At 70.1% G+C, this 23,866-nt stretch carries 22 protein-coding genes; 7 read left to right on the forward strand and 15 right to left on the reverse strand.

Going from position 1 to position 23,866, the window contains the following annotated elements; all coding sequences use genetic code 11:
- Window positions 1–256: 256 nt before the first annotated feature.
- Window positions 257–979 (forward strand): class I SAM-dependent methyltransferase, encoded by a 723-nt coding sequence (locus tag P2424_RS21770; protein ID WP_276477433.1) that lies wholly within the window; start codon window positions 257–259, stop codon window positions 977–979.
- A gap of 54 nt (window positions 980–1,033) precedes the next feature.
- Entirely contained in the window at window positions 1,034–2,266 is a 1,233-nt protein-coding gene (locus P2424_RS21775; RefSeq protein WP_276477434.1) for a cytochrome P450, read from the forward strand.
- Window positions 2,267–2,466: 200 nt separating this feature from the next.
- Here the strand turns inward: P2424_RS21775 and P2424_RS21780 are convergent, their stop codons facing one another.
- Window positions 2,467–3,042, reverse strand: coding sequence for a rhodanese-like domain-containing protein (locus P2424_RS21780; protein ID WP_276477435.1), 576 nt, complete (start codon window positions 3,040–3,042; stop codon window positions 2,467–2,469).
- A gap of 80 nt (window positions 3,043–3,122) precedes the next feature.
- Between P2424_RS21780 and P2424_RS21785 the strand changes: the two genes are divergently transcribed.
- Complete coding sequence (locus P2424_RS21785; RefSeq protein WP_276479071.1) at window positions 3,123–3,410, forward strand: metal-sensitive transcriptional regulator; 288 nt, start codon at window positions 3,123–3,125, stop codon at window positions 3,408–3,410.
- A 77-nt stretch (window positions 3,411–3,487) separates the two neighbouring features.
- Here P2424_RS21785 and P2424_RS21790 read toward each other — a convergent pair whose 3' ends face one another.
- The 8 genes from P2424_RS21790 to P2424_RS21825 form a co-directional block, all read right to left on the reverse strand.
- Window positions 3,488–4,231: a sulfite exporter TauE/SafE family protein gene (locus P2424_RS21790; protein ID WP_276477436.1), complete on the reverse strand. Its 744-nt coding sequence runs from the start codon at window positions 4,229–4,231 to the stop codon at window positions 3,488–3,490.
- Window positions 4,228–4,593, reverse strand: a complete 366-nt coding sequence (locus P2424_RS21795; RefSeq protein ID WP_276477437.1) for a rhodanese-like domain-containing protein — start codon at window positions 4,591–4,593, stop codon at window positions 4,228–4,230. The genes P2424_RS21790 and P2424_RS21795 overlap by 4 nt, the downstream gene beginning before the upstream one ends.
- 75 nt (window positions 4,594–4,668) lie before the next feature.
- A complete protein-coding gene (locus P2424_RS21800) occupies window positions 4,669–6,027 on the reverse strand; it encodes an MBL fold metallo-hydrolase (protein ID WP_276477438.1) in 1,359 nt (452 codons plus the stop codon).
- A gap of 401 nt (window positions 6,028–6,428) precedes the next feature.
- Window positions 6,429–7,016 (reverse strand): class I SAM-dependent methyltransferase, encoded by a 588-nt coding sequence (locus P2424_RS21805; protein ID WP_276477439.1) that lies wholly within the window; start codon window positions 7,014–7,016, stop codon window positions 6,429–6,431.
- A 445-nt stretch (window positions 7,017–7,461) separates the two neighbouring features.
- A complete protein-coding gene (locus P2424_RS21810) occupies window positions 7,462–7,905 on the reverse strand; it encodes a hypothetical protein (protein ID WP_276477440.1) in 444 nt (147 codons plus the stop codon).
- 543 nt (window positions 7,906–8,448) lie between these two features.
- Window positions 8,449–9,720 carry a sigma-70 family RNA polymerase sigma factor gene (locus P2424_RS21815; protein ID WP_276477441.1) on the reverse strand — a complete coding sequence of 424 codons (1,272 nt, stop codon included), beginning with the start codon at window positions 9,718–9,720 and terminating at the stop codon, window positions 8,449–8,451.
- Between the two features lie 49 nt (window positions 9,721–9,769).
- Window positions 9,770–10,141 (reverse strand): YciI family protein, encoded by a 372-nt coding sequence (locus P2424_RS21820; protein ID WP_276477442.1) that lies wholly within the window; start codon window positions 10,139–10,141, stop codon window positions 9,770–9,772.
- A gap of 41 nt (window positions 10,142–10,182) precedes the next feature.
- The gene (locus P2424_RS21825; protein ID WP_276477443.1) at window positions 10,183–10,815 is read right to left on the reverse strand and encodes a DUF998 domain-containing protein; all 633 of its coding nucleotides are present in this window, start codon (window positions 10,813–10,815) and stop codon (window positions 10,183–10,185) included.
- Between the two features lie 149 nt (window positions 10,816–10,964).
- On the opposite strand from P2424_RS21825, the gene P2424_RS21830 reads away from it, so the two are divergent.
- A complete protein-coding gene (locus P2424_RS21830; protein ID WP_276477444.1) occupies window positions 10,965–11,390 on the forward strand; it encodes a hypothetical protein in 426 nt (141 codons plus the stop codon).
- A 220-nt stretch (window positions 11,391–11,610) separates the two neighbouring features.
- Here P2424_RS21830 and P2424_RS21835 read toward each other — a convergent pair whose 3' ends face one another.
- Window positions 11,611–12,321: a TetR family transcriptional regulator gene (locus tag P2424_RS21835; RefSeq protein ID WP_276477445.1), complete on the reverse strand. Its 711-nt coding sequence runs from the start codon at window positions 12,319–12,321 to the stop codon at window positions 11,611–11,613.
- An 82-nt stretch (window positions 12,322–12,403) separates the two neighbouring features.
- On the opposite strand from P2424_RS21835, the gene P2424_RS21840 reads away from it, so the two are divergent.
- Window positions 12,404–13,360 (forward strand): ABC transporter ATP-binding protein, encoded by a 957-nt coding sequence (locus P2424_RS21840; RefSeq protein ID WP_276477446.1) that lies wholly within the window; start codon window positions 12,404–12,406, stop codon window positions 13,358–13,360.
- Window positions 13,357–14,985, forward strand: coding sequence for an anibiotic ABC transporter (locus P2424_RS21845; RefSeq protein ID WP_276477447.1), 1,629 nt, complete (start codon window positions 13,357–13,359; stop codon window positions 14,983–14,985). Before P2424_RS21840 ends, P2424_RS21845 begins: the two co-directional genes overlap by 4 nt.
- A gap of 232 nt (window positions 14,986–15,217) precedes the next feature.
- Here P2424_RS21845 and P2424_RS21850 read toward each other — a convergent pair whose 3' ends face one another.
- The 5 genes from P2424_RS21850 to P2424_RS21870 form a co-directional block, all read right to left on the reverse strand.
- On the reverse strand, window positions 15,218–16,633 hold the full coding sequence (locus tag P2424_RS21850) for an FG-GAP-like repeat-containing protein (RefSeq protein WP_276477448.1): 1,416 nt from the start codon (window positions 16,631–16,633) through the stop codon (window positions 15,218–15,220).
- A gap of 453 nt (window positions 16,634–17,086) precedes the next feature.
- A complete protein-coding gene (locus tag P2424_RS21855; protein WP_276477449.1) occupies window positions 17,087–19,408 on the reverse strand; it encodes a glycoside hydrolase family 3 N-terminal domain-containing protein in 2,322 nt (773 codons plus the stop codon).
- A gap of 140 nt (window positions 19,409–19,548) precedes the next feature.
- On the reverse strand, window positions 19,549–20,370 hold the full coding sequence (locus P2424_RS21860) for a carbohydrate ABC transporter permease (RefSeq protein ID WP_276477450.1): 822 nt from the start codon (window positions 20,368–20,370) through the stop codon (window positions 19,549–19,551).
- Window positions 20,367–21,302: a sugar ABC transporter permease gene (locus P2424_RS21865; RefSeq protein ID WP_276477451.1), complete on the reverse strand. Its 936-nt coding sequence runs from the start codon at window positions 21,300–21,302 to the stop codon at window positions 20,367–20,369. Before P2424_RS21865 ends, P2424_RS21860 begins: the two co-directional genes overlap by 4 nt.
- Before the next feature lie 32 nt (window positions 21,303–21,334).
- The gene (locus tag P2424_RS21870) at window positions 21,335–22,636 is read right to left on the reverse strand and encodes an extracellular solute-binding protein (protein ID WP_276477452.1); all 1,302 of its coding nucleotides are present in this window, start codon (window positions 22,634–22,636) and stop codon (window positions 21,335–21,337) included.
- Window positions 22,637–22,776: 140 nt separating this feature from the next.
- On the opposite strand from P2424_RS21870, the gene P2424_RS21875 reads away from it, so the two are divergent.
- Window positions 22,777–23,808: a LacI family DNA-binding transcriptional regulator gene (locus P2424_RS21875; protein ID WP_276477453.1), complete on the forward strand. Its 1,032-nt coding sequence runs from the start codon at window positions 22,777–22,779 to the stop codon at window positions 23,806–23,808.
- Window positions 23,809–23,866 lie beyond the last annotated feature (58 nt).

Here is a 23,866-nt window from a genome sequence, read left to right on the forward strand (position 1 = left end):
TCCATCCGAAGCCGCCCCGCATGTGAGCTACCTCATACACCCGAGCCGAATGTATCGCATAGCGTGTCCAGCCGGTGACGGCGGATGCCGACGTTTGACACCCATCCGCCCCCTTCTCGTTCCGTTTCCACCTCGTTTCCATCTCACTCCGGCCTTCGGGAGCCGCACTCCTCCCACCCGACTGATTCCGCGTGGCCCGTCGCACCATCCGAACGTGGAACGTCTCCCGCCCGACCCTGAGGGACGTGCAAGGTTCATGCCAAAAGACAACGCCCGGCGAAGCGCTCTCGAGATCCTGGAAAAGCAGCGGCAGTTCGACCTCACCCTGGCGGAGATCGACGACATCGAAGGGTTCGATGCGATACTCGGCGTGGAGACGGGCAAGCCGGTGGAGCCCTGGGAAGTGCTGGAGGCGGACGACCGCACCCTGGAGAACAATTCGCGCTATTCACCGACGCCGGTCCGCACGGTGCGCGCCGCGCTCACCGCGGCCGCGGTCCGGCACGAGGAGATCTCCTTCGTCGACTTCGGCTCGGGGAAGGGGCGCGTGCTGCTCATCGCCGCCGAATACCCCTTCAAACGGGTCATCGGCGTGGACTTCTCCTCCGAGCTCTGCGCAACGGCCAGGAAGAATGTCGAGCACACCGTCAGGAGCTCGTCGGTGCGCCGGAGCCCCATCGAGATCCACCACCAGGACGCACGCGAGTTCGACATCCCTGACGATGCGGGGTTCTTCTACTTCTACGAGCCCTTCTCGGCGGCCGTCGCCGCGGCAGTCCTCGACAACATCGAGGCGTCTGTCAGCCGGTCACCACGCGCCGCGGTGCTGTGCTTCGTGGGGTCGGCCCTTCTCTCCGAAGTGGAACAGCGCCGCTCCTGGGCGCAGTTGGGAGACCCCCTGGCCTCACCGGACACCGAGTACTACAGCACCCGGCTCTACACGTACACGAACGGCTCCGAGGGAGCGCACCCCGGGTAGCTGCTTTCCGGCGCAGCTCCGCAGTACCTCCGTACCGAAGGCGAGTCCCCCTCCATGTCCAGCCTCATCACGTCCGATTCCGGTGCTCTGGACACACTGGATCTGGCCGACCCACGCACGCACGCCGAGTACGACCTCACCCAGGTGTGGCAGCGGCTGCGGAAGGAGCAGCCCTTCTACAAGCACCGGCCGGTGGGCGGGTCGGAGGGCTTCTGGGTCGTTTCGCGCCACGAGGACGTCTCCACCCTCTACCGCGACACCACGCGCTTCACCTCCGAGAAGGGGAATGTGCTCACCACGCTCCTCATGGGCGGTGACTCGGCTGCGGGCATGATGGCCGCGGTGACGGACGATCCGCGTCACAATGATCTGCGCAGGATCCTGCTCAAGGCGTTCTCGCCGCGGGTGCTCACCGGGGTGGTGGAGAACATCCAGGCAGCCGCCCGGCAGCTCCTGCTCGACGCCGTCGCGCGGGAGGAGTGCGACTTCGCACGGGACGTGGCCGCGCACATCCCGCTCAACGCGATCTGCGACCTCATGGCCGTGCCGCAGGCGGACCGTCCCTTCGTACTGGAGTGCACCGAGGCGGCGCTGGGATCGGACGGGGCGGCCCAGTCCCCCGCTGTCGCCTGGCAGGCGCGCAACGACATCCTCGCCTACTTCGAGAAGCTGGCCACCGAGCGCCGGAAGAACCCCGGTACGGACGCGGTCAGCATGCTCGCCACCGGCACCCTCGAGGGCAAGCCGCTCACGATGGACGAGATCGTCGTCAACTGCTACAGCCTCATCCTCGGCGGCGACGAGACCAGCCGGCTCTCGATGACGGGTGCCGTAGCGGCGTTCCTCGAACACCCGGATCAGTGGCGTGCGCTGCTCGACGGCGAGGTGGATGTCTCCACCGCCGTCGAGGAGGTGCTGCGCTGGACGACGCCCGCGATCCACTTCGGCCGGTCCGCGCTGGAGGATGTTCCGGTCGGCGACCGCGGGCAGGAGATCAAGGCCGGCGACATCGTCACTCTCTGGAACAACTCGGCCAACATGGATGAAGAGGTCTTCGCGGACCCGGGCCGCTTCGACCTGGCCCGTACTCCGAACAAGCAGATCGCCTTCGGCTACGGGCCGCACTTCTGCCTCGGCGCCTACCTCGGGCGCGCCGAGATCGCGGCCATGCTCACCGCGCTCCGCGACATCGTGGCCACGATCGAACCGAACGGGGAGCCCCGCCGGGTCTACTCCAATCTGCTGTCCGGCATGACCAGCCTCCCAGTGGTCCTGCGTCCCGCATGATGAGGGGCGGCCTGAGACGCAGGCCGCCCGCCGCACAGGGAGGCGAAGCCGCATGCACCGGGACCGCTCTCCGGACCGCCGGAACGTGCACGCCGCCGAGGAGATCCACCACCTCACCGATCACCTGCACGTCCTGCCTCCACAGGCGACAGGACGGCGTGGGGCGGCGTCGACGGGCGGGCGTTGTTCGACCGACCCCCTCAGCGGTTGCGGAGTTCGGCCAGGGTGGCGTCGAGGTCGGCGGCGCGGGGGCGGTTGTGGGGCAGCTTGGCGAGCATGGCGGCCATGCCGCAGGTGTTGGTGAGGGCCGAGAAGACCAGCCCGGCGGCGATCCCGGCGGAGAGCAGTTGGAAGGCCGGGTGGACGAGCAGGCCGAGGAGGAGGCCGAGGAGGACGGCCGTCCCCGCCGTGAAGCGGACCTGCCGCTCCATGCCCCAGGTGGCGCGACCGTCGCCCTGCGGGCGGTGCAGGTCGTGGCCGTCGGCGGCCCAGGCACCGGTGCCGCCGGAGAGGGTCGCGGTCTCGACGCCGTTCTCGGCGAGGATCCGGCAGGCGTTCTCGGACCGCGCGCCGGACGCGCAGACGACCAGGACGTCGCCGCGGTCGGCAGCCTGGCGGATGTCGGGCAGGGCCCGCTGGATCCGGTCGAGCGGGACGTTCAGCGCGCCGGGCAGGTGTCCCCCGGCGTATTCGCCGGGGGTGCGGACGTCGATGACGGTCAGCTCGTGCAGCCGGGTGCGGGCTTCCTCGGTACCGAGGGCGGTGGGCGTGGTCATGGCAGATGTCATCCTTTTCTTTGGGTGGTGCCCCCTCGGGGCAGTATATTACCCCCAGGGGTATTCCATGAGGAGTGATGATGGAGCTTGATCTGGCGGCAGCGGAACTGAAGGCGGTCCTCAACCGACTGCGCCGGGCGCAGGGCCAGATCTCCGGGGTGATCCGGATGATCGAGGAGGGGCGGGACTGCGAGGAGGTCGTCACGCAGTTGGCGGCCGCGTCGCGGGCGCTGGACCGGGCCGGATTCGCGATCATCGCCACCGGGCTGCAGCAGTGCCTGACCGAGGTGGAGGACGGCAGCCGCTCCGGAGAGGACCGGGACGAGATGCGCGCCCGGCTGGAGAAGCTCTTCCTCTCCCTGGCCTGACCCGGCCGCCCCGGGGCCACCGCCCCGAGCCCGACCGTGCCGAGTCGGTTGTCCCGGGTACGCGGCGGCCCGCGCGCTCAGACGATCACGTCCACGAGCATGAAGACCGCCACCCCCAGCAGGACGAAGGCGAAGGTCCGCTGCAGAGAACGGCCGGTGATCTTCGTGGCCAGGCGTTTCCCGTCCCAGGCTCCGAGGATCGCGGCTCCGGTGAACGGGGCGATCACCTCCCAGCGCAGGTCCCCGCCACCGCCCGCCCGGGCCGTGAGCGCGGCAAGCGAGTTCACGGTGATGACCAGCAGACTCGTGCCCACGGCCTGCTTCATCCGCAGCCCGAGGACCCCCACCAGCGCGGGGACCGCGAGAAACCCGCCGCCGACGCCGAGGAAGCCCGTCACGGCTCCCAGCCCGGCACCCGCCCCCGCCGCCTTGGCGGGACGTATCCGCTCGGGCGGCTCGGAGTCCGCGGGCCGCAGCATGCGCAGGGCGGCGAGCGCGGCGATGACCGCGAAGGCGGTGGTGAGTGCGGCTGCGGGGAGACGGCCCGCTGCAGCGCCGGCCAGGAACGCGGGCACGATGCCCGCGGCCGCGAACAGCGTCCCGGTCCGCCACACAACGTTGCCGTCCCGGGCATGCACGTACAGGGCGGTGACCGAGGTCGCGGTGACGATGATCAGGCTGGCGGTGGTCGCGGAGGCCGGGGAGAACCCCAGCAGATAGATCAGCGCGGGGACGGCGAGCACGCTGCCACCACCCCCGAGCGCTCCCAGGGCCAGGCCGACGACGGCCCCGGCGATCAGGGCGACGATCAGGAGGCTCACGCTGTCGAGCCGGTGTTCCCGCGTTCGTCGACGACCGGGAACCCGGCGGCGGCCCACGCGTTCATGCCGCCCTCGACGTCCACCGCGTCCGCGTCCCGCTCGCTGAGCAGCTTCGCCGCCTGCTGGGAGCGGTGCCCGCTGCGGCAGATCACCACCAGCGGACGGCGCTGTGCCGCCGCGGGCAGAGCCGCACCCGCAGTCAGCCCGGTCAGCGGGGCGTGCACGGCACCCGGGGCGTGCCCCGACTGCCACTCGGGCTGCTCGCGGACATCCAGCAGAACCGCTTCCGCCCGGTCCCCGGCGGTGCGGGTGCGGGCCTCGTCCACGGACAAGCGCGGTGCGCTCCTACGGAAGAGGGACATCGTCGACGTCGCCTTTCTCGTTCGCTTCTCGTTTCGGGCGCGGCAGGGAGCCGGGCCGTCCGGCCCCTGCCCGTTTCAACCGGTGACGACGGTCAGTCCGGCCTCGGCGGCCGCGTCGAAGCCGTCGTCCACGGCGACGACCCGCCGCCCGGCGGCATCCAGCAGCGAAGCGGCGATACCGGCGCGCATGCCACCGGCGCAGTGCACCCAGACCGTTCCGCCGGGCACCTCACCGAGCCGGCTGTGCACCTCGTGGATCGGAATGTGGACCGACCCCGCTATCCACCCCGCGGCGCGCTCGGAGTCGCGGCGCACGTCGAGGACGAGGATGTCCTCCTCGTCCCGCGCCGCCAGTTCCGCGAACGTGGCCCGGGGGAAGGAGGCGGGGCTCTCCCCGTCGCGAAGCCAGGCCGCAGGACCGCCGGTCGCCGCGGAGGCGGGCCGGTCGATGCCGACGCGGACCAGTTCCCGCTGCGCGGCGGCCAGTTGCTCCGCCGAGTCGGCGAGCAGCGTGACCGGCTTGCCCCACGGGATCATCCAGGCCAGGTAGGTGGCGAGCTTGCCCTCCGCCTCGAAGTTGAACGAGCCGGCGACATGGCCCTCCGCGAAGGCGACCCGGTGGCGCAGGTCGACCACCCACTCACCCGCCGCGAGCCGCGCGGCGATCTCGTCCGGATCCGCGATCGCGGGCCGGGTCAGGTCGACTGGAGTGGGCCCCTGGGCATTGGCGGGGCCCATGTGCGCGTAGTAGGCGGGCACGTCCTCCAGTCCGGCGAGCAGTTCGGCGACGAAGGTGTCCGCGTCGGAGGTGAGGGCCGTGTTGGCGGCCTTCTCCTTTCCGATGGTCGTGGTGTCGCCGTCGGCCTGGGCGGAGGAGCAGAAGCTGCCGAACCCGTGCGTGGGCAGGACCGCGGTCTCATCGGGCAGGGCGTCGGCGAGCCGGTGGGCCGAGGCGTGCTGGGCGTGCGCCAACTGCTCGGTCAGCCGCGGCTCGACGAGGTCCGGGCGGCCGACGGTGCCGATGAGGAGGGAGCCGCCGGTGAACGCGGCGACCGGACGCCCCGCCTCACCGAGTACGTAGGCGGTGTGGTGCGGGGTGTGCCCCGGGGTCGTCACAGCCGCCAACGTCAGGTCCGTGTCGATGTCGACGGTGTCGCCGTCGGCGACCGGGACCCGGGAGAACGAGACTCGCGCACCGGCCGGGACCAGATAGTCGGCTCCGGTGATCCGGGCGAGCTCCAGGCCGCCGGTGACGTAGTCGTTGTGGATGTGCGTCTCCACCACGTGGGAGATGCGCACCCCCCGCCGGGCGGCAGCCGTGAGGACCCGGTCGATGTCGCGAGGCGGGTCCACAGCCACCGCCGTGCGCGCCCCACCTGCGAGGTAGCTGCGGTTGCCCAGGCCCTCGATCTCGATCGTGTCGACGAAGAACACCGAGGTACTCCTTTCCCGAGAAAATTACCCCCGTAGGTATGCCGTTCAGCGTAACACTCTTACCCCGGGGGGTATATTCCGCAGCGGCTGCCCGAGACCGCCGACGCTGTTGCGCCACCGCCTCCGGGTACCCCGGACAGGGCGGGGAAAGAGGTCGGGGTCGCCCGCCGGCAGTGGGGCCCGGCGGACCGGAACGGCGACGCCCGCACCCGTATCCGTCACAGGTGACACCGCGGAGCAGAGCGGCCGCACCGACCGGACATGGAAACCTCATGCACATGTCAAAAAGTGGCGGCGGGGGAAACAAGACGGCGGAGAAGCACGGCGGTGGTACGCCAAGAGGGACAGCGAGGCAGGGAAGGCCGGGAGGCGGAGTGCGCGGCGGAACCCGTCGGGCCACCTCACCGGCGGACGGCGCGGACCACCGTGTCCAGGGCCTCGGCATCGCCCACCCGGCGGCGTGCGACCTCGGCCACGACGACATCGGCGCACGGTTCCCAGGCTGCCTCGACCCCCTCCACGCTGGACAGCACCTGCGGATCCTGCGGCCCGCCCGTCCCGTGCTCGAGGTTGGCCACGTCGTGGCCGACCAGCAGCAGGGTGCCGCCGGGCCGGGCGGCCCGGCAGGCCAGGGCAAGCACCCGCGTCATCTCCTGCGGAGGGAGATGGAGATAGGAGAGGAGAACCAGGTCGTACACGGCGTCTTCGGCGGCGTACCGGGTGACGTCGGCCTCCACGGCCCGCACTTCCGCCTGCCGACGTTCCGCGGCCTCGGCGATGCGCCGGACGGCGACGGGTGAGAAGTCGACGGCGTCCACCCGCCACCCGCGTCCGGCCAGCCACAGGGCGTTGCGCCCCTCCCCCGCGGCCAGGTCCAGCGCCCGGCCCGGCGTCAGTCCGGACGCCTCCCGGGCCACCCACCGGTTGGGCTCGGCCGGCCACAGGCGCTCCGCGGCCGAGTACCGCTCGTCCCAGGCGTCCGCGTCCATCTCTCCTCCTCCCGGCGACCGGCAGCCGGTCCGGACCACGCTGCCCGCCGGGCACGCCCGCCACCTGCCGCCACGTTACGTGTGCCGCCGCCGGACGACGGCCGCACCACACGCCGACGGTTCCGGCGCCCGTTCCGTATGCCGTACGCCGGCACGACCTCAGGTGCGGACGCGCTCCCGGATTTCGGCCGGGTGAAGGGGGACTTCGTCCTGCCGCAGCCGAAAGCGGACCCGCCGTGGGCGACTTGCGACTTGCGCGGAGAAGGCCGTGGTTCGTCGCGGCCGCGGCCCGTCCTTCCGGTTGCCGACGAGTCGTGCTCGGCTGTCGGCGGGCGAGGCCGGCTGTCCCGTCGCCGGGAGGACACCGCAGCTCCTCAGCGCCGGTGCGGGCAGAGCCGCCGGTGACCCGCCCCCCGCGGGCCGGGCCACCGCGCCCTCGGGCCGGTCAGCCCACGAGCAGATAGCTGGTGCCGTAGCCCTGCGGGTTGCAGGGGCCCAGGAAGCGCCGGTCGGTGTCGGTGTAGGAGAAGCCCGACGGGACAGTGCAGGCCCAGATCCCGGTGCGGGGTTCGCGCAGCCGGTAGGCGGTGCCGTAACCCTGCGGGTTGCAGGCACCGCGGTAGCGCCGGTCGGTGTCGTCGTAGGTGAATCCAGAGGGCACCGTGCACGCCCAGATGCCGTCGGCGGGGTCGACGACGTAGTAGCTGGTGCCGTAGCCGCTCGGGTTGCAGTCCCCTAGGAAACGCCGGTCGGTGTCCGTATAGGTCTTGCCCGCGGGCACCGTACACGCCCAGAAACCGGACGCGGACGCCCCTGGCGCCTCCGCACCGGCCGACGGCGCGGACGCGGCGGCTGCCGCAGGTGTCGCGGCGAGCCCCGTGAGAGCCATTGCCGCCACCCCGGCGGCTGCGGTGACGGCTCTGCGTAATCTCCGTCGCATCATCGAAATCCGACTCCTCCCGGTGTCGCCCGAAGCGCACGACCGGCAGTTCGGTGCACTGTGACGGGGGTGTCGCAGTCGCCGGTCGCCGGGCGCGCTCATCGTCACATCGCGTCAGGGGACGGACAACGCGCCACCTGCTCCCACCCGGTGGGTCCGGGCCATTCTACGAAGGTCCGGTGAAGGACTCTTGTGCACGACGTGACGGCGACACAGGGGCTCCCGCTCGGCTCGGAGGGAGCCGCCGGGGTCGGAATCCGGCCACCCGACGGCGCTCAGAGCGCCCCACCCGTCCCCGCATCCGGCCGGAACCCGCACGCGCGCGCCTCGGCACTCTTGACCGGGCCCCGCGGGCGGTCTCCATGTCGCGGGGAGGCGCTACCAGCCGTCGAGGGCCTCGTGTCGCGGCGCCGCTCCGGCTTCCGAGCCCGCACGCGGTGCCGCGCACCGCCGAACCGGTGCCGACAGCGGCCGCCCCCGGCGTCGGACCGGTCAGATCAACTGGTCGGCTTCGTCGAGCAGGTAGCGGCGCTCGACCTGGTTGCCGGTCAGCGCTGCCGCCTCGCGGTACAGGAGCGCGGCAGCGGCCGAGTCACCTGTCATCCGCACCAGGTGTGCGCGCACCGCGCGTTCCCGTTGCCGGGTGAGAGGAGCCCGGTCCAGCCCGTGGCGCCGGTTGAGGTCGTCGAGCAGCGCCAGCCCGCGGGCCGCACCGAAGGCACGGGCCACCGCGACCACCCGGCTCAGCCGCACCGGCGCGGTCGGGGTGAGGCGCTCGAGCCACAGATACAGCATGGCGATCTGCGGCCAGTCCGTGCACTGCGAAGCTGCGGCGGCGTGCAGAGCCGCGATCGCCGCCTGGAGCTGGTACGGCCCCGTCTCGCCACGATTCCAGACCGTGTCGATCAACTCGGTGCCCTCCTGGATCAGGGAGCGGTTCCATCGGGTCCGGTCCTGTTCGTCCAGCGGCAGCAGCCGGCCGTCCTCGCCGGTACGGGCGGCGCGCCGCGACTCGGTGAGCAGCATCAGCGCCAGCAGTCCGGTCACCTCCGCGTCGTGCGGCCTGGTGACCGCGAGCGTCCGGGTCAGCCGGATCGCCTCGGCGGTCAGGTCGAGGCGCGCGAGTTCGTCGCCGGCGGAGGCCGCGTACCCCTCGTTGAAGATCAGGTACAGCACCCGCATGACAGCATTCATCCGGGCGGGCAGGTCGGCGGCGGTGGGTGCGGTGAAGCGCGCTCCGGCCCGGGTGAGCTGCTGTTTGGCGCGGCTGATCCGCGTCCCCATGGTGGCCTCGGAGGTTCCGTGGGCGTGCGCGATCTCGGCGGTCGTCAGGCCGCCGACCGCGCGCAGGGTGAGCGCCACCTGCGAGGTGTGGCTCAGCGCAGGGTGGCAGCACAGGAGCAGCAGGGTGAGGCTGTCGTCGGTCTCCCGCGGGGGATCCTCCCGGCGATCGGATCCCGCCATGGCCAGTTCGGCCCTGCCCGCGTCCTGCTCACGTCGGTGCCGGGCCCGCTCGGAGCGGAGCAAGTCGACCATCCGCCGGTAGCCGATCCGGATGAGCCAGCTGCGCGGATCCTCCGGTACGCCGTGGGCCGGCCATGTCCGGATCGCCGCCAGCAGCGCTTCCTGTACCGCGTCCTCGGCCGTGTCGAAGCGGCCGAAGCGCCGCACCAGCGCACCGAGGACCTGGGGTGCTTCGGCACGCAGCAGGCTCTCGACGTCGGTGGCGGCGTTCGGCCCGCCGTTCACCGGACCACCGCCCATCGGCCCGGCACGGCGCGCTGCCGCACCGGGCCAGGCGGGGACCCTCCGGTCATGCGGTGAAGTCCTCGCCCATGACCGGCCGGATCTCGATCGGCTCGCCCAGTACCTCCACGATCCGCGAGGCGATCTCCACGGCCCGTTCCCGGTCGACCACGTCGATCACGGCGAAGCTGGCCAGCACTTCCTTCAGCTCGGCGAACGGCCCGTCGGTCGCCGTCGTGCCGTCCGGCGTCCGGTGGACCGTGGTACTGACCGCCGGGTGGCCCAGGCCCTCGGTGCTGAGGAGTTCACCGGTGTCGAGCAGCTCCCGCTCGATTCTCCGGTAGACGGCGAACGCCGCCAGTGCCTCCGGGGACGGCTCCTCTGCGGTCGCGGCGTCCCAGGCGGCGGCCGGCGTATAGCCGAGCAGCAGGTACTTCATCGCGGTTGCCTTTCACTCTCGTCCGGTGATGGTAGAGCGGGTCACGGGGTGCGCCGCAGGGATGTCGCGACGACGGTTGTCCAGGTGAAGGCGACCAGGCCGTTGACGGCGATCTGGACACTCATGTGCTCCTGTGACATGGGCAGGACCAGAACGAGCGCGGCGACGGCGTTCAGTACGGCCGGAAGTGCCGCACGGCGGCGCGCGCACCGCACGGCCAGCACGACGGCGGCGACGGCGAGCGCGGTGAAGGCGACGGCGGCCGAGACCGAGTGCGCGATCCCGTGCCAGGACATTTCGGCGACCGGCCGGTCCGGGGTGTCCGGCGGGAAACCGTTCTCCGGGTCCATGGTGAAGGCTCCCGCGGCGATCAGCCCGGCGCCGAAGATCCCGACGCAGACCGGCAGCGCCCGCCGCCCGACTCCGTCGTGGAGCGTGTGTCCGATGCCGGCGGCCAGTGCGAGACCGCCGAGGCCCGCGAGCACGAACGTGGCGATCTGGATCCAGCCGAGACCGCCGGTGGCGAGCTGACTGATGGGGTGCCGGGTGATGTCGAAGCCCGTACGGGTGAGCATCTGGGTGACGGCGGACGCGGCGAAGACCGGCCCGGCGAGAGCTCCGGCGGCCAGCAGACGGTCCGGGTTGCGGGCGGTGGCGACAGCGGGGGCGGTCATGGCTTCCTCCTTGACAGGTCTCGCGGACACCTCGTCGCCGGGGCCGGGATCTCGACACGGCATTCATGTGACCTGCCTCACTGGTGTTCGGCGTCGAGGACGGGTGGGCGGCTCCGAGGTGACCGCAAGACCCCATCGAGGAGGACGAGATGTCTGAGACCATTCCGCCGAGCGCCGAGCTGCGGGCCCTGGACCGCCTGGCCGGCACCTGGGCGGTCACCGGCGGAGCGGAGGGAACCGTGCGGTACGAGTGGATGCCCGGCCGGTACTTCCTGATCCAGCACGTGGAGCTCACGCAGTTCGGCGAGCAGGTCACCGGCATGGAGCTGATCGGGAACCTGCGCCCGTTCGGCGAGCCGACCGGTGCGGACGTCGTGTCGCGGTACTACGACTCGACCGGCAACACATTCGACTACGTCTACGAGCTGGTCGGCGACAAGCTCACCATCTGGGCCGGTGCGAAGGGCAGCCCGGCCTACTACGAAGGAACGTTCAGCGCCGACGGCACCACCGCGACCGGCGACTGGGTCTACCCCGGCGGAGGCGGATACACCTCGACCATGACGCGGATCTGACCCCCGGCACGCGGCAGACCGTACGAGCGGCCCGGCGCCTGGCGACGTCCCCGAGCGGACTGTCGCCAGGCGCCGGGCTCGCTGCCCGGAGGCCGGTGGGGCCTCCCCGGGATGGAGCAGGGCGGTGGGACCGTCGGGACCGTTGGGCTCCGGCCGGCCCACGAGGTCGAAGACGCTCGAGCACCACCCGCCGTCTCAAAACTGTCTCACAAAGAGACCTTTATTTTTTGAGATGCCGGTACACCGTGGCGCGGGACACACCGAGCCGTGCGGCGATGGAGTCGACCGTGTGCTCACCGGACGCGTGCAGCTGACGGGCCAGCGCCGCATCCGCCTCGCTCACCGCCCTGGGGCGCCCGCCGCCTGCCCGCCGGGCGTCGGGCCCGGACTCCGGGAGCAGCCGCCACGCCCCGGCGAGGAGGTGGCCCCGAAGCTCCTCGTTGGAGAGCTGCGGCATGAGCGCGACAGGGTCGGTGACGGCTGAGACAGCCTGCGCGACGGCGATGCGCTCGGGGATCCCCGCACCCGAGCCGGCCCCCACCTCGATGCCGTGCTCCATCGTCCGCAGCAGCCGGCTGAAGGAGTCCGAAGGTGTGGCGGGCAGCTCTCGCAGCAGCGTGACCAGGGTGTTCCTATACCGCAGGAACACATCGAGCCACCCTGTCACCAGGGTGCCGCGCACGGCCGCGATCCCCCCGGCCTCCAGCTGGCCGAGCGCGTCTCCCAGCACCTGTTCCAGTTCGCTCGTCATCGGATCCAGCAGGTCTCCGAGGATCTGCGCCTTGGAGGAGAAGTGGTAGTACAGCGCAGCCTTGGTGATCCCCACGCGGTCGGCGACCTCCTGCAGCGCCGTCGCGTGGTAGCCGCGCTCGACGAACAGCTGTTCCGCCTCGTGCAGGATCCGCTCGCGCGTGGTCGTCCGCTGGTCCATTTTCTTTCCCCTGCTTACCTCTGGTCAGTTCTGCGCTACGCTCTACTTACCAGAGGTAGGCAGAACGGCAAGGAGCTTTGCAATGCTGACCAACGTCCCGTCGCCGGGTGGTGATCCCGGTGTCGCGATCAGTATCCGCGACCTGGTGAAGACTTTCGGGGACACGACGGCCCTCGACCGCCTCCGGCTGACGGCCCGCTCCGGAGAGGTCCACGGCTTTCTCGGGCCCAACGGTGCCGGCAAGTCCACCACCATCAGGGTTCTGCTCGGACTGCTGCGCAAGGACTCCGGCCAGGCCGCTCTGCTCGGTGGCGACCCGTGGAACGACGCGGTCGAACTGCACCGGCGGCTGGCGTACGTGCCCGGCGACGTGAATCTGTGGCCCAATCTGACCGGTGGAGAGGCGATCGACCTGCTGGGTTCCCTGCGCGGCGGACTCGACGACACCCGCAGGCGGGAACTCCTGGAGAAGTTCGCCCTCGACCCGGGCAAGAAGATGCGGACCTACTCCAAGGGCAACCGGCAGAAGGTCGCACTGGTGGCCGCGTTCTCCTCCGACGTGGACCTCTACATCCTGGACGAGCCCACGTCCGGACTGGATCCGCTGATGGAGGCCGTCTTCCAGGAGTGCGTCCAGGAGCTCCGCCGAGCCGGCAAGACCATCCTGCTCTCCAGCCACATCCTGGCCGAGGTCGAGAAGCTGTGCGACCGGGTGAGCATCATCCGGGAGGGCCGGACGGTCGAATCGGGCACTCTCTCCGAGTTGCGCCACCTCACCCGCACCTCGCTCAAGGTCGAGACCGAGACAGCCCCCGCGGACCTCCGGTCGCTGTCCGGGGTGCACCAGCTCGTCGTGGACGGCCACCACGCCGAGTTCGAGGCGGACACCGCCCGACTCGGTGAGATCCACCGTTACTTGGCCTCGCTCGGCGTCCGCTCACTGACAAGCACTCCCCCGACACTCGAAGAGTTGTTCCTGCGGCACTACGGCGACCAGTCGGCCGACGAGCCCGCCGAGACGGCGGTCGGTGCACGATGAGCGCGCTCACGGGTACCGGAGTACTGACCCGGCTGGCGCTGCGGCGTGACCGCCTCCGACTGCCGCTGTGGGTGGCGGGCCTCGCGGCGCTGTTCGCCTCCATCGGCAACAGCATCTCCGGCCTCTACGACTCCGACGCCGCACGGCTGGAGAACGCCCAGGTCCGCGCGGACAACGTGGTCACCCGCGCGTTCACCGGCCCGGCCCCCGGCGCCGGCTCAGGAGCGTTGACCGTCTCCGAGGGCCTCGTCTTCACCTGTGTGCTCGTCGCCCTGATGAACATCCTGCTCGTGGTGCGGCACACCCGGCAGAACGAGGAACTCGGACGGGCCGAACTGGTCGGATCCACCGCTGTGGGGAGGCACGCCGGTCTGACCGCCGCCCTGCTGCTCGCGGCGCTGGCAAACGTCGCACTCATCGTGCTCAGCACCCTCGCCCTGCTCGGCACGGGGATGCCGGTAGGAGGGTCCGTACTGGTCGGAGTGGCGCTCGGCACGGTCGGCATGGCCTTCGCGGGCCTCACCTCGATCGCCGCCCAGCTGACCGAGAGTGCCCGCGCCGCCGGCGGACTCGGCGGGCTCCTCCTCGCCACCGCCTTTCTGCTGCGCGCCGCGGGTGACGCCTTCGGGAACACGGCATCGGACAAGGTGACGGTCGACCCCGCCTGGCCGAGCTGGATCTCCCCGCTGGGCTGGGGACAGCAGCTGCGCCCCTACGGAGAGAGCCGGCTGTGGCCCGTGGCGCTGCTGCTGCTCTGCACCGCCGTCAGTGTGCTGATCGCCGTACAGCTGAGCGTCCACCGGGACGTCGGCACCGGAATGCTTCCCGCACGGCGCGGCGCGGCCCGTGCGCGTTCCTCGCTGCTCAAGCCGATCGGGCTGGTCTGGCGCCTGCAGCGCGGCCTGCTGCTCGGCTGGGTCGTGGGCATCGCCGTGTTCGGCGCGGTCTTCGGCGGCATCGGCGACCAGGTCGAAGACCTCTTCAGCAGCGAGGAGAGCGCACAGTTCGTCCGCGACCTGGGGGGCGAGGGAGACCTGGTGAACGCGTACTTCGCCGGGATGATGGGACTGCTCTCGGTGGTGGTGGCCGGATTCACCGTCCAGTCACTCGTCCGGCTGCGCTCCGACGAGGAGAACGGACCGACCGAGGCCGTCCTGACGACGGCCGTGAGCCGGACGCACTGGGTGCTGGCGCACGCGTTCGTCGCCCTGCTGGGCACGGCACTGGTCCTGGCCGGACTCGGGCTGAGCACGGGGCTGGCCTACGGCGCCGTCTCGGGCGACCTGACGGGAGCTTTGGGAGACCTGCTCGAGACGACGCTCGCACAGCTCGCCCCCACCGCAGTTCTGGCGGGCTTCGCGCTGGCGGCGTTCGGAGTGCTGCCACGCGGTGCGGCGACCGTGTCCTGGGCGGCGTTCGCCGTCTGCCTGGTGATCGGGCAGTTCGGCACCCTGCTGGACCTGCCGGACAGTCTGATCGGCATCTCGCCCTTCACCCACCTGCCCGACCTTCCGGCCGAGTCGCTCACCGCGGCTCCGGTACTGGCCATGTCGGCACTGGCCACGGTGCTCGCCGCGGTGGGCGTGGCCGGCTTCCGCCGACGCAGCCTCGTGCTCGGTGGCTGAGCAGCCTCTGGAGGAGAGTCCGATTGAAGAGCGTCGCGACCTCACGTGGGCCGGCCCTCCCTGCCCTCGACCGGGATCAAGCGCCTGCCATCCCCCTCCCCACACCGGAACGACCGGCGAACCGGCCCATGACAGGTGAAAACTCAGATCGAGCGCTTCCGACCTGAGCTTTCACCGAGTCACCCGCGGAGACCGCCCCGGTTGCGCCGGACGCTCCTCCGACACAACCGGGTCAGCGCATCGAGCTTCCGAACCGCGCTCCGCTCACGGGCGCGTCGAGATCGCTCGGCCCGAAGGAAGCGGCGCTGTCCGTGGTGACGCCCGTAGCCGTGCCGCGAAGCGACCACACGGCGCCGGAGGAGTCGTTCTCCTTCGTCGACGAAACGTTGACGTCACGGTGTCCGTCACCGTCGACGTCCAGGAGTGCGCAGGCCGCGCCGAACTCGTCGTTCTCCTCGGCGACTCCGGGCACGCCCGGGCTGTCCTGGTCGAGCAACTGGCTGCCCTTGCCCGTGACGCCCGTCCCGGCACCGTGCAACAGGGCGATCGCGCCCGCGTCGTTGGTGTCCCCGCTGCCCTTCCAGCGGATGCCGAGGGCGACCTCGGCGCGACCGTCGCCGGTCACATCCGCGACGGAGACGCAGGAGCCGAGCATCTCGCCGGATGAAGGCGCCTCGCCGGGGAAGCCCTCGAGGCTCTGGTCGAACGTCTGCCGACGGCTGGAGGACAGGCCCTCCTTCGTGCCGAAGACGACCGTGACCTCGTCGAACAGGTCACTTCCGGCACTCACCACGAGGTCGTCGAACCCGTCGCCGTCCACGTCGCCCGCGTCCATGTCCCCGCCGCCGTCGGTCGGACCGGTGGAGACGGTGAAGCCGGAGGGGCTGCCGAGGAGGGCGTCGCTGCTGTACACGCCGTCGCCCTCGTAACGCCGGAAGACGAGATCCTGCCGGCCGTCGCCGTTGACGTCGGCCACCCCACGGGCCGTCGAAGGGCCGCTGATCGAGGTGGCGCTGTTGTTCTCGTCGTCCCACTCGGACCGGTCCAGGAAGTCGAGCTTCTCGGCCGGGGTTCCGGAACGGGTCACAGGCCCCTTCCATAGGGCCGCGGGCTGCTCGACCGGGTCGTCTCCGCTCGTCCCCGGGTCGCCCAGCAGGGCGAGGTCGGCCTTCTTGTCGCCGTCGAAGTCGCCGATCTGCGGCGTCGTCCCGAATCCGGGTATGGCCGTGCCGCCGGTGAGCCCCTTGGCCGAACCCCACAGGACGACGCTGCCGGCCGAGGCGTCGGCCGAGCCGATGATCAGGTCGGCGTACCCGTCACCGTCCAGGTCCCCCTTGCTGAAGGACTTCCCGAACTGCTGCCCGGCCGCGGCCGCCCCCGGCACACCGCTCGTCGAACGGCTCACCAGCTGCTTGTCCGAGGTGTCGAGGCCCTGGGCCGAACCGTAGGTGACAGCCACATAGCCGGCCTTCGCCTTGCCGCCGACGGTTCCTCCGGGGGCACCGCTCACCAGGTCCGCGTAACCGTCCCCGTTGAGGTCCTCCGCCACCTCGGCCTGCTGCACCGCCGGCTCCTCTGCTCGCTCCGCGGCACCCGCCTGCTGCGGGTGGGCGAACATCCCGGTGGTCAGCCCACCGACGGTCGCCATCACGAGGGCGGCTCCGATGGTCGTGAGACGGGCTGCCGATGTTCTGCGGGCAGAGCCCCACCACGCTCGGCCCGGCGTTCTCCAAAGCTCATCCGCTGCTTCCCTCGCATCCGGTCGGTTCCACGTCACATGCGGTCGCAAGCCTCGACGGCCCTCCTGAGAGCCGAGTTGCCTCTCCCCCTCCAGGAGGACTGCCGGTCGAGAGCGCTGGTCCGCTACACCGGATGAGATGACGACCGGCCGCAAAATGTTCACGGGATTCTGCCCCCGCTCGGCACAGCGGACAGTCGCAGTGCACTCGCACAGCGGCGGGGCACCAGGACGACAGGGCAACCGGCCCCACACACCGTCGGCGCCGGCTCGGAACCCTCACCGACGGTTCGGCCGCGAGACGGTGGAACCGCCCCCGACGAGGGTGTTGCCCGCGACGGCTGCCACGTGCTGCGGACCGGACTACGTCGCCTCGGTGAGAAGCGCAGTCGAGGCGCCCATGTGCAGGCGCCGGGTGTGATCGACCGCGCGCACCGGCCCGGTCAGCGTGACCGGAACCGTGAAGCGCGGGTCGGTGCTCGATGTGCCCAGCCGCAGTTCGAGGTCCCCAGGCTCGATGATCCGGTGACCCTCGCGGCCCGTGAAGGAGGCGAGGTCCGCCGGGATCGCCATGTTCACCCGGGCTGCCCGGCCCGGATCCAGGTCGAGGCGCACATATCCGACGAGGCGCTGCACCGGCTGGACCACGGAGGCGACCGGCTGGTGAAGATATACCTGCACCACTTCGACGCCCTTCCGCACACCGGTGTTGCGGACGGTGCAGGAAAGAGCGAACTCCCCTTCTGTGGATGTCCGTCCGCACTGCACTTGCAGATCGCTCCACTCGAAGTCGGTGTACGTGAGACCGTGGCCGAAACCGAATGCCGGGGTCGGGTCGATGCTGGACACCTCGCTGGAATGACCGAGCCGCGCCGCCAGGTATGTGGAGGGCTGCGCTCCCGGACCGCTCGGGACACCGACGGGCAGACGGCCGGACGGTTCGGTGCGGCCGCTGAGAAGCGAGGCGATGGCCCTCGTGCCTTCCTCACCGGGGAAGAACGACTGCACGATCGCGGCTGCCTCGTGCACCGCACGCCCAAGGGCGTAGGGGCGTCCGGCGAGCAGGGCCACGACGACAGGGGTGTGCGTGTCGAGGAGCGCATCGAGCAATTGCTGCTGGACACCGGGGAGGGCCAGGTTCTCGGCATCGCATCCTTCCCCGCTCGTTCCGCGCCCGAAGAGGCCGGCGCGGTCGCCCAGGGCCACGATCACAAGATCTGCTCCCCTGGCCAGCTCTGCTGCCTCCTCGATTCCGCCGGTGTCCGTGCCGTCGATGTCGACGCCCTGCGCGGCGACGATCTCGCTGCGGGGGAACTCCGCCGCGCATGCCGCACGCAGGGTGGGCAGTTCGATGCCCGGTGGGGTGCCGGGGTGCCGGTTTCCGACATGGACGGGGAAGGAGTAGCAGCCCAGGACCGCCGTCGGATTCTCGGCGTTGGGCCCGATGACCGCGATACGGGCAGGCGCGTCGCCGCTCGAGCCCGCCGCGAGGGGCAGAGTACCGTCATTGCTCAGCAGGACGAGGGCCTGTTCGGCAACCCGACGAGCGAGCTTCCGGTTCTCACCGGTGTCGAGACAGACCGTTCCGCGCAGTGCGTCAGGGGTGCCTCCTGCGGAACCGTCCGCCTGTTCGGCTGCGCAGAGCACTGGCGGCACCGGATTCCAGCTCGCGTCGAGCAGCCCCAACTGAACTTTCTGGACGAGCACTCGGCGTACTGCACGATCCACCAGTTCCTCGGATACGAGCCCCTGGGCAATCGCGTCCGTCAACGGGCCGCCGAACGCCTTGACGGTGGGCAGCTCCACATCCACGCCCGCGTCGAGTGCCGCCCCGGCCGCTTCCCCGAAGGATGCCACGACGCCGTGCAGGGTTTTCAGGAACGCGATGCCGAAGTAGTCGGCGACCACGGTCCCCTCGAAGCCCCAGGTGTCGCGGAGCAGACCGGTCAGCAGCTGTCCGTCGGCCGCGGAGGGGATTCCGTCGGTGTCGGTGTAGGCGTGCATGACCGAGCGGACGCCGCTCTCGCGCACGGCCATCTCGAACGGGGGCAGGATGACATCGGCCCGCTCGCGCGCCCCCATGGCGACGGGGGCGAGGTTGCGGCCCGCCCGCGAGGCGGAGTAGCCGGCGAAGTGTTTGAGCGTGGCGACGACCCCGGCCGACTCCAGTCCTCGTACGTAGGCCGTGGCGATGGTGCCCACGAGGTACGGGTCCTCGCCGATGGTCTCCTCGACGCGGCCCCAGCGCACGTCGCGTACGACGTCCAGGACCGGGGCGAGTCCCTGGTGCACGCCGACGGAACTCATGTCACGGCCGATCGCGGCGGCCATCTCGTGGATCAGCTCCGGATGGAAGGTGGCGCCCCAGGACAGTGGTACCGGGTAGGCGGTCGCACCCCAGGTGGCGAAGCCGGCAAGGCACTCCTCGTGCGCCAGTGCCGGTATGCCGAACCGGTTCGCGCGCACGATCCGCTGCTGGGTACGGAGGAGCGAGAGAGCACCGACGCCGGGGTCGACCGGGGCTGTTCCGAACGGGCGGGTCAGCTGTCCGAGGCCGTGCGGAAGCAGGTCGTCGAAGGCGACGGCCTCCTCCATGTCGTGCTGGAGCGGGGCGACTTCGCCTCCCTCGTCGGACGCACCCACCCAGACGCCGAAGAGCTGGGAGACCTTCTCCTGGAGGGTCATGGCGGCGATCAGGGCGTCAGCTCGGTCCTCGGGGGTGCGGGCTGGATCGTGCCAAGGCCCGGTGCCATGGTCCGCGGCCCCGGAGCTCGGTGTCCGGGGAGCGGCGGTCGTCGGCGCACCGGTGTTGTCCATGTTGGTGGTCACTTTCCTCCGACCCCCATCAGCCCCTGAACCAGGGCACGACGAGCGAACAGGTAGACGAGCAGGATGGGGAGCATGGACAGGACGACCGCGGCGAGCAGACCGGGAGTGTCGACGCCGTGCTCGGTCTGGAACTCGTAGAGCCCCAGGGTGATCACTTTGGTCTCGGCGGACTGTGTCAGCACCAGGGGGAAGAGGAAGCCGTTCCACGCCTGGAGTGCGGAGAAGACGATGATCGTCGCGAGGCCGCTTCTGGACAGTGGCAGCACCAGTTGGAAGAAGATCCGTCGTGACGAGGCGCCGTCCACCGTCATGGCCTCGTACAGGTCGGGGGTGATGTCCCGCATCACCCCGGTGAGGATCAGGGCGCACACCGGCATGGCGAAGGCCGCCGTCGGGAGGATGACGCCGATGAGGTTGTCGTAGAGACCGGCCTCGCTGATGACGAAGAACATCGGGACGATGACTGCCTGCGAGGGGATCGCCAGGCCCAGGAGGAACAGCCGGAAGACCGTGGAGGCGATCCGGCCCCGGCTTCTGACGATCGTGTACGCCAGTGGCGGGACGAGGAGGAGGACGATTCCCACCACGCAGGCCGTGACGATGACGGTGTTGAGGAAGTACTGCGCGAAGCCGCTGTTGAGGTCCTTGATGTAGTTGTCGAGCGTGAGGTGCTCGGGGAAGGCCAGTGGGCCGTTCGCTGCGTAGTCGGGGCGCGACTGGAACGTGGCGATCAGCATCACGTACAGCGGCAGGCCCACCACGAGGAGCCAGAGGCCTGAGCCGAAGCCGGCGAGGTGGTTGGGACGGCTCTTGCTCACAGTCCCTCCATGGTGCTGCGCATCTTGTCGTAGCCCGAGAGTCGCGCGACGATCAACGAGATCAGTGTGGAGACGAGAACCAGGAGGAGGGCGATGGCGGATGCCGATCCGTAGTCGAAGCTCTTGAACGCCTTCTGGTACATGTAGTACGCACTGATGGTGGTGTCGCTCCCCGGCCCGCCCTGGGTCAGGATGAGCACGGTGTCGAAGGTCGTGAGCCCGCCGACCACCATGAGAATCGTCGAAGTGATGATCGCGTTGCGTAGCTGCGGCAGGGTGACATGGAAGAACTGCCGCACACGTCCGGCACCGTCGATCTCCGCCGCCTGGTAGAGCACCGGCGGCACCGCGCGCGCCGCGCCTTGATAGATCAGCGTGTGCAGCGGGGTGAACTGCCAGGTGCTGACGAAGACCAGGACGGCGATCGCGCTGGACTGCGTCCCGAACAGGTTTCCGTCGCCGAACAACCAGGGCACCTGCGCGGGGACCCCGAGGTTGGGGTCGAGAAGGGCGCGCCACAGTACGGACACCGCCGCGATGGAGAGCAGCAGCGGGACGACGTAGATGGCGGACAGGACGGCCCGGTTGCGCTGGTGCCCCGCCGCCCAGACTCCGAGCAGGATGCTCAGCGCGGTCTGGACGATGACGCCGAGCGCGGTGATCAGGACGCTCAGCCAGAGGCTCTTGGCCATGAGGGGATCGTCGAGGAGCGTCCGCCAGTTGGCGAGGCCGACGAACTCCGGATCGCTCAGACCGTCCCAGGCCGTGAAGGACAGCACAGCGACCATGATGAGCGGGATGATGGCGAAGAGGCCGAAGAAGACAGCTGCGGGGGCCGCCCAGAGCAGTCCCGGACGGCCCGCTCCGTAGCGGGACGGGGTGGCCTTCCTGACCGTCCCGTTGTTCTTCCGGGGGATGGCGGTTCGGGTCATGTCATGGGTTCCGGGTTCGGATTCGGATGCGCTCACGAGGTCGGCAACGCCTGCATCGCCTCGATGAAGGTGTTCTCGTCCGTCGAGCCGTTGAAGAACTGCTGGAGGGCCCGGTACATCGCGGTGGCCGCCGACTGGGGGTAGGCCTGGTCCCAGGAGAGCTGGAAAGCCGGGGCGTTCTCGACCATGTCGTACTGAAGCTTCGCGAACTTCGGGCTGGCGGCGGTGTCCAGGAACTGTTCGGTGTTCGTCGTGGTGGGCAGGTTGCCGATACCGAGCTGCGCCTTGACGAACTGGTCCGAGTACATGAGCTTCAAGAACTCGGCGACGGCGTCCGGGTGTTTGGTCTTCTTCAGCACCGAGTAGAAATTGTTGGTATTGCCGACGAGGTTGTCCCGATTCCCCTTGCCCCCCTCGACGGCGGGAAAGGCGCCGTATCCGAGGTCGCTCTTCGCGAACTCAGGGTGCGCGTCCTGCTGTGTCGAGTACTCCCAGGAGCCCATCAGCTCGAAGCCGGCTTTGCCGGCTGCCAGGAGCGTCGGGGAGCCCTGGTCGGTGAACTTGACCGAGTCGTAGTTGGTGCCGAAGGCCCCGGCATCGACCAGTTCCCTGATCTTGCCCAGTGCCTTGCGGCTGTCCGGGCTCGCCCAGGCACTCTTGTCGCCGTCCAGGGCCTTCTGGAAGAGCCCCGGGCCGGCGATGCGGTCGTAGAGGTACTCGAACCACATCAGGGTCGGCCAGCGGTCTCCGCCGCCCAGTGCGATCGGGGTGACACCGTCGGCCTTCAGCGCCTCGACCGCCTCCAACAGCTCGTCCCAGGTCTTCGGGGGCTGAACGCCCGCCTTCCTGAGGACCTCGCCGTTGTTGAACAGCAGCACAGGCTGCGTGCCGCGCATGGGGATCCCGTAGGACTTGCCGTCGACCACGGCACTGTTGAACACCGACGGCAGGAACTTCGCCTTGAGGTCGGGGTTTTTGGCGACGAAGGGGTCCAGTGGGAGCAGCAGACCTGCGTCGACGAACGGCTTGATGCTGCCACCGCCCCAGTTGAAGAAGACGTCCGGGGCCTGCTTGCTCCTGATGATCGTCTGCAGCTTCGCCTGATAGTCGGCGCCCGGGATCGTGTCCAGGACGACCTTCACCTCCGACGTCTTGTTGAAGGTGGCGACGAGCTCTTTCTCGACCTTGTTCGCGGCGTCCCCGTAGACCAGGACGTGGATGGCGTCATCGCCGGCCGCGTCGGAGCCTCCTCCGCATCCGGACAGGGATACCACCAGGGCCAGCGCCGCACCACCGACGAGAACGGTCCGGGAGAACCGTGCGCGTTGCTTCATCGACCCGCCTCTCGAAACTGTTTCGGAGTACTTTCCGAAACTTCTTGACTGGGGACGCTAGGACTCGGCATCTGGGGGGTCAACCCTCGGTCATCGCGTTATCCAAGCGTTACCTTCCGGCGCCGCTCGGACCGTGCTCTATGCTCCTGGGCATGCGCGATGACGAGGAGACGGGCCGCATCACTCTGGCGCAGGTTGCCGAACGGGCAGGCGTCTCCATCTCGACAGTTTCGAAAGTCCTCAACGGGAGACAGGATGTGGCGGCCCCCACCCGTATGAAGGTGGAACACCTGCTGGAGGCCTACGCGTACCGACGCACCACACGGTCCGCCGGCGAGGCGCCCCTCATCGAGATCGTGTTCCACGAGCTGGAGAGCATCTGGGCGATGGAGCTGATCCGGGGAGTGGAGAACATCGCCAAGGTCCACGACGCCGGAGTCGTCCTCACCGAGAGCGGAACCCGCCACGCGCCCGGCCCCGACTGGACGGAAGCGATGCTCCAACGTCGACCGCTCGGCGTCATCCTGGTCCTCTCCACCCTGCCCGACGAAGTGAAACAACAACTCAGGGCGCGTTCCATCCCGTTCGTCATCGTCGATCCGGCGGGCGACCCGGACCCCGACGTGCCCTCGGTCGGCTCCGCCAACTGGAACGGCGGCCTGGCTGCCACCCGCCACCTCATCGAGTCGGGACACCAACGCATCGGGATCGTCACCGGACCCGAGGACATGCTCTGCTCCCTGGCACGCCTGGACGGCTTCCGCTCGGCCATGTCGATGGGAGGATTGGAGGTGGACCCCGAACTCGTCATGTTCGGTGACTTCCATGTGGAGGGCGGATACGAGCGCGCCGCCGAGATGCTGGCCCTGCCCCAGCGGCCCACCGCGATCTTCGCCGGCAGCGACCTCCAGGCACTCGGCGTGCTCGAAGCCGCCCGGGTCCAGGGCCTGCGCGTCCCCCACGATCTGTCCGTGGTCGGCTACGACGACGTGTCCATCGCCCGCTGGGCCAGCCCGGCTCTGACCACGGTCCACCAGCCGCTGCGCCAGATGGCGGAGGAGGCCACCCAGATGCTGATGCGGCTACGGGCCCAGGAGCCGGTGGCCACGCGACTGGAACTGGCCACGAGCATGGTCGTACGCAACAGCACCGCGCCACCCCCGCCGGTGTGAAGGACCCCGAACCTCATGCGGCAGAGTCTGGCCCGCATCCCGCGTACCGCTTCCTGAA

The organism is Streptomyces sp. WMMB303, from assembly GCF_029351045.1.
Lineage (GTDB): Bacteria > Actinomycetota > Actinomycetes > Streptomycetales > Streptomycetaceae > Streptomyces.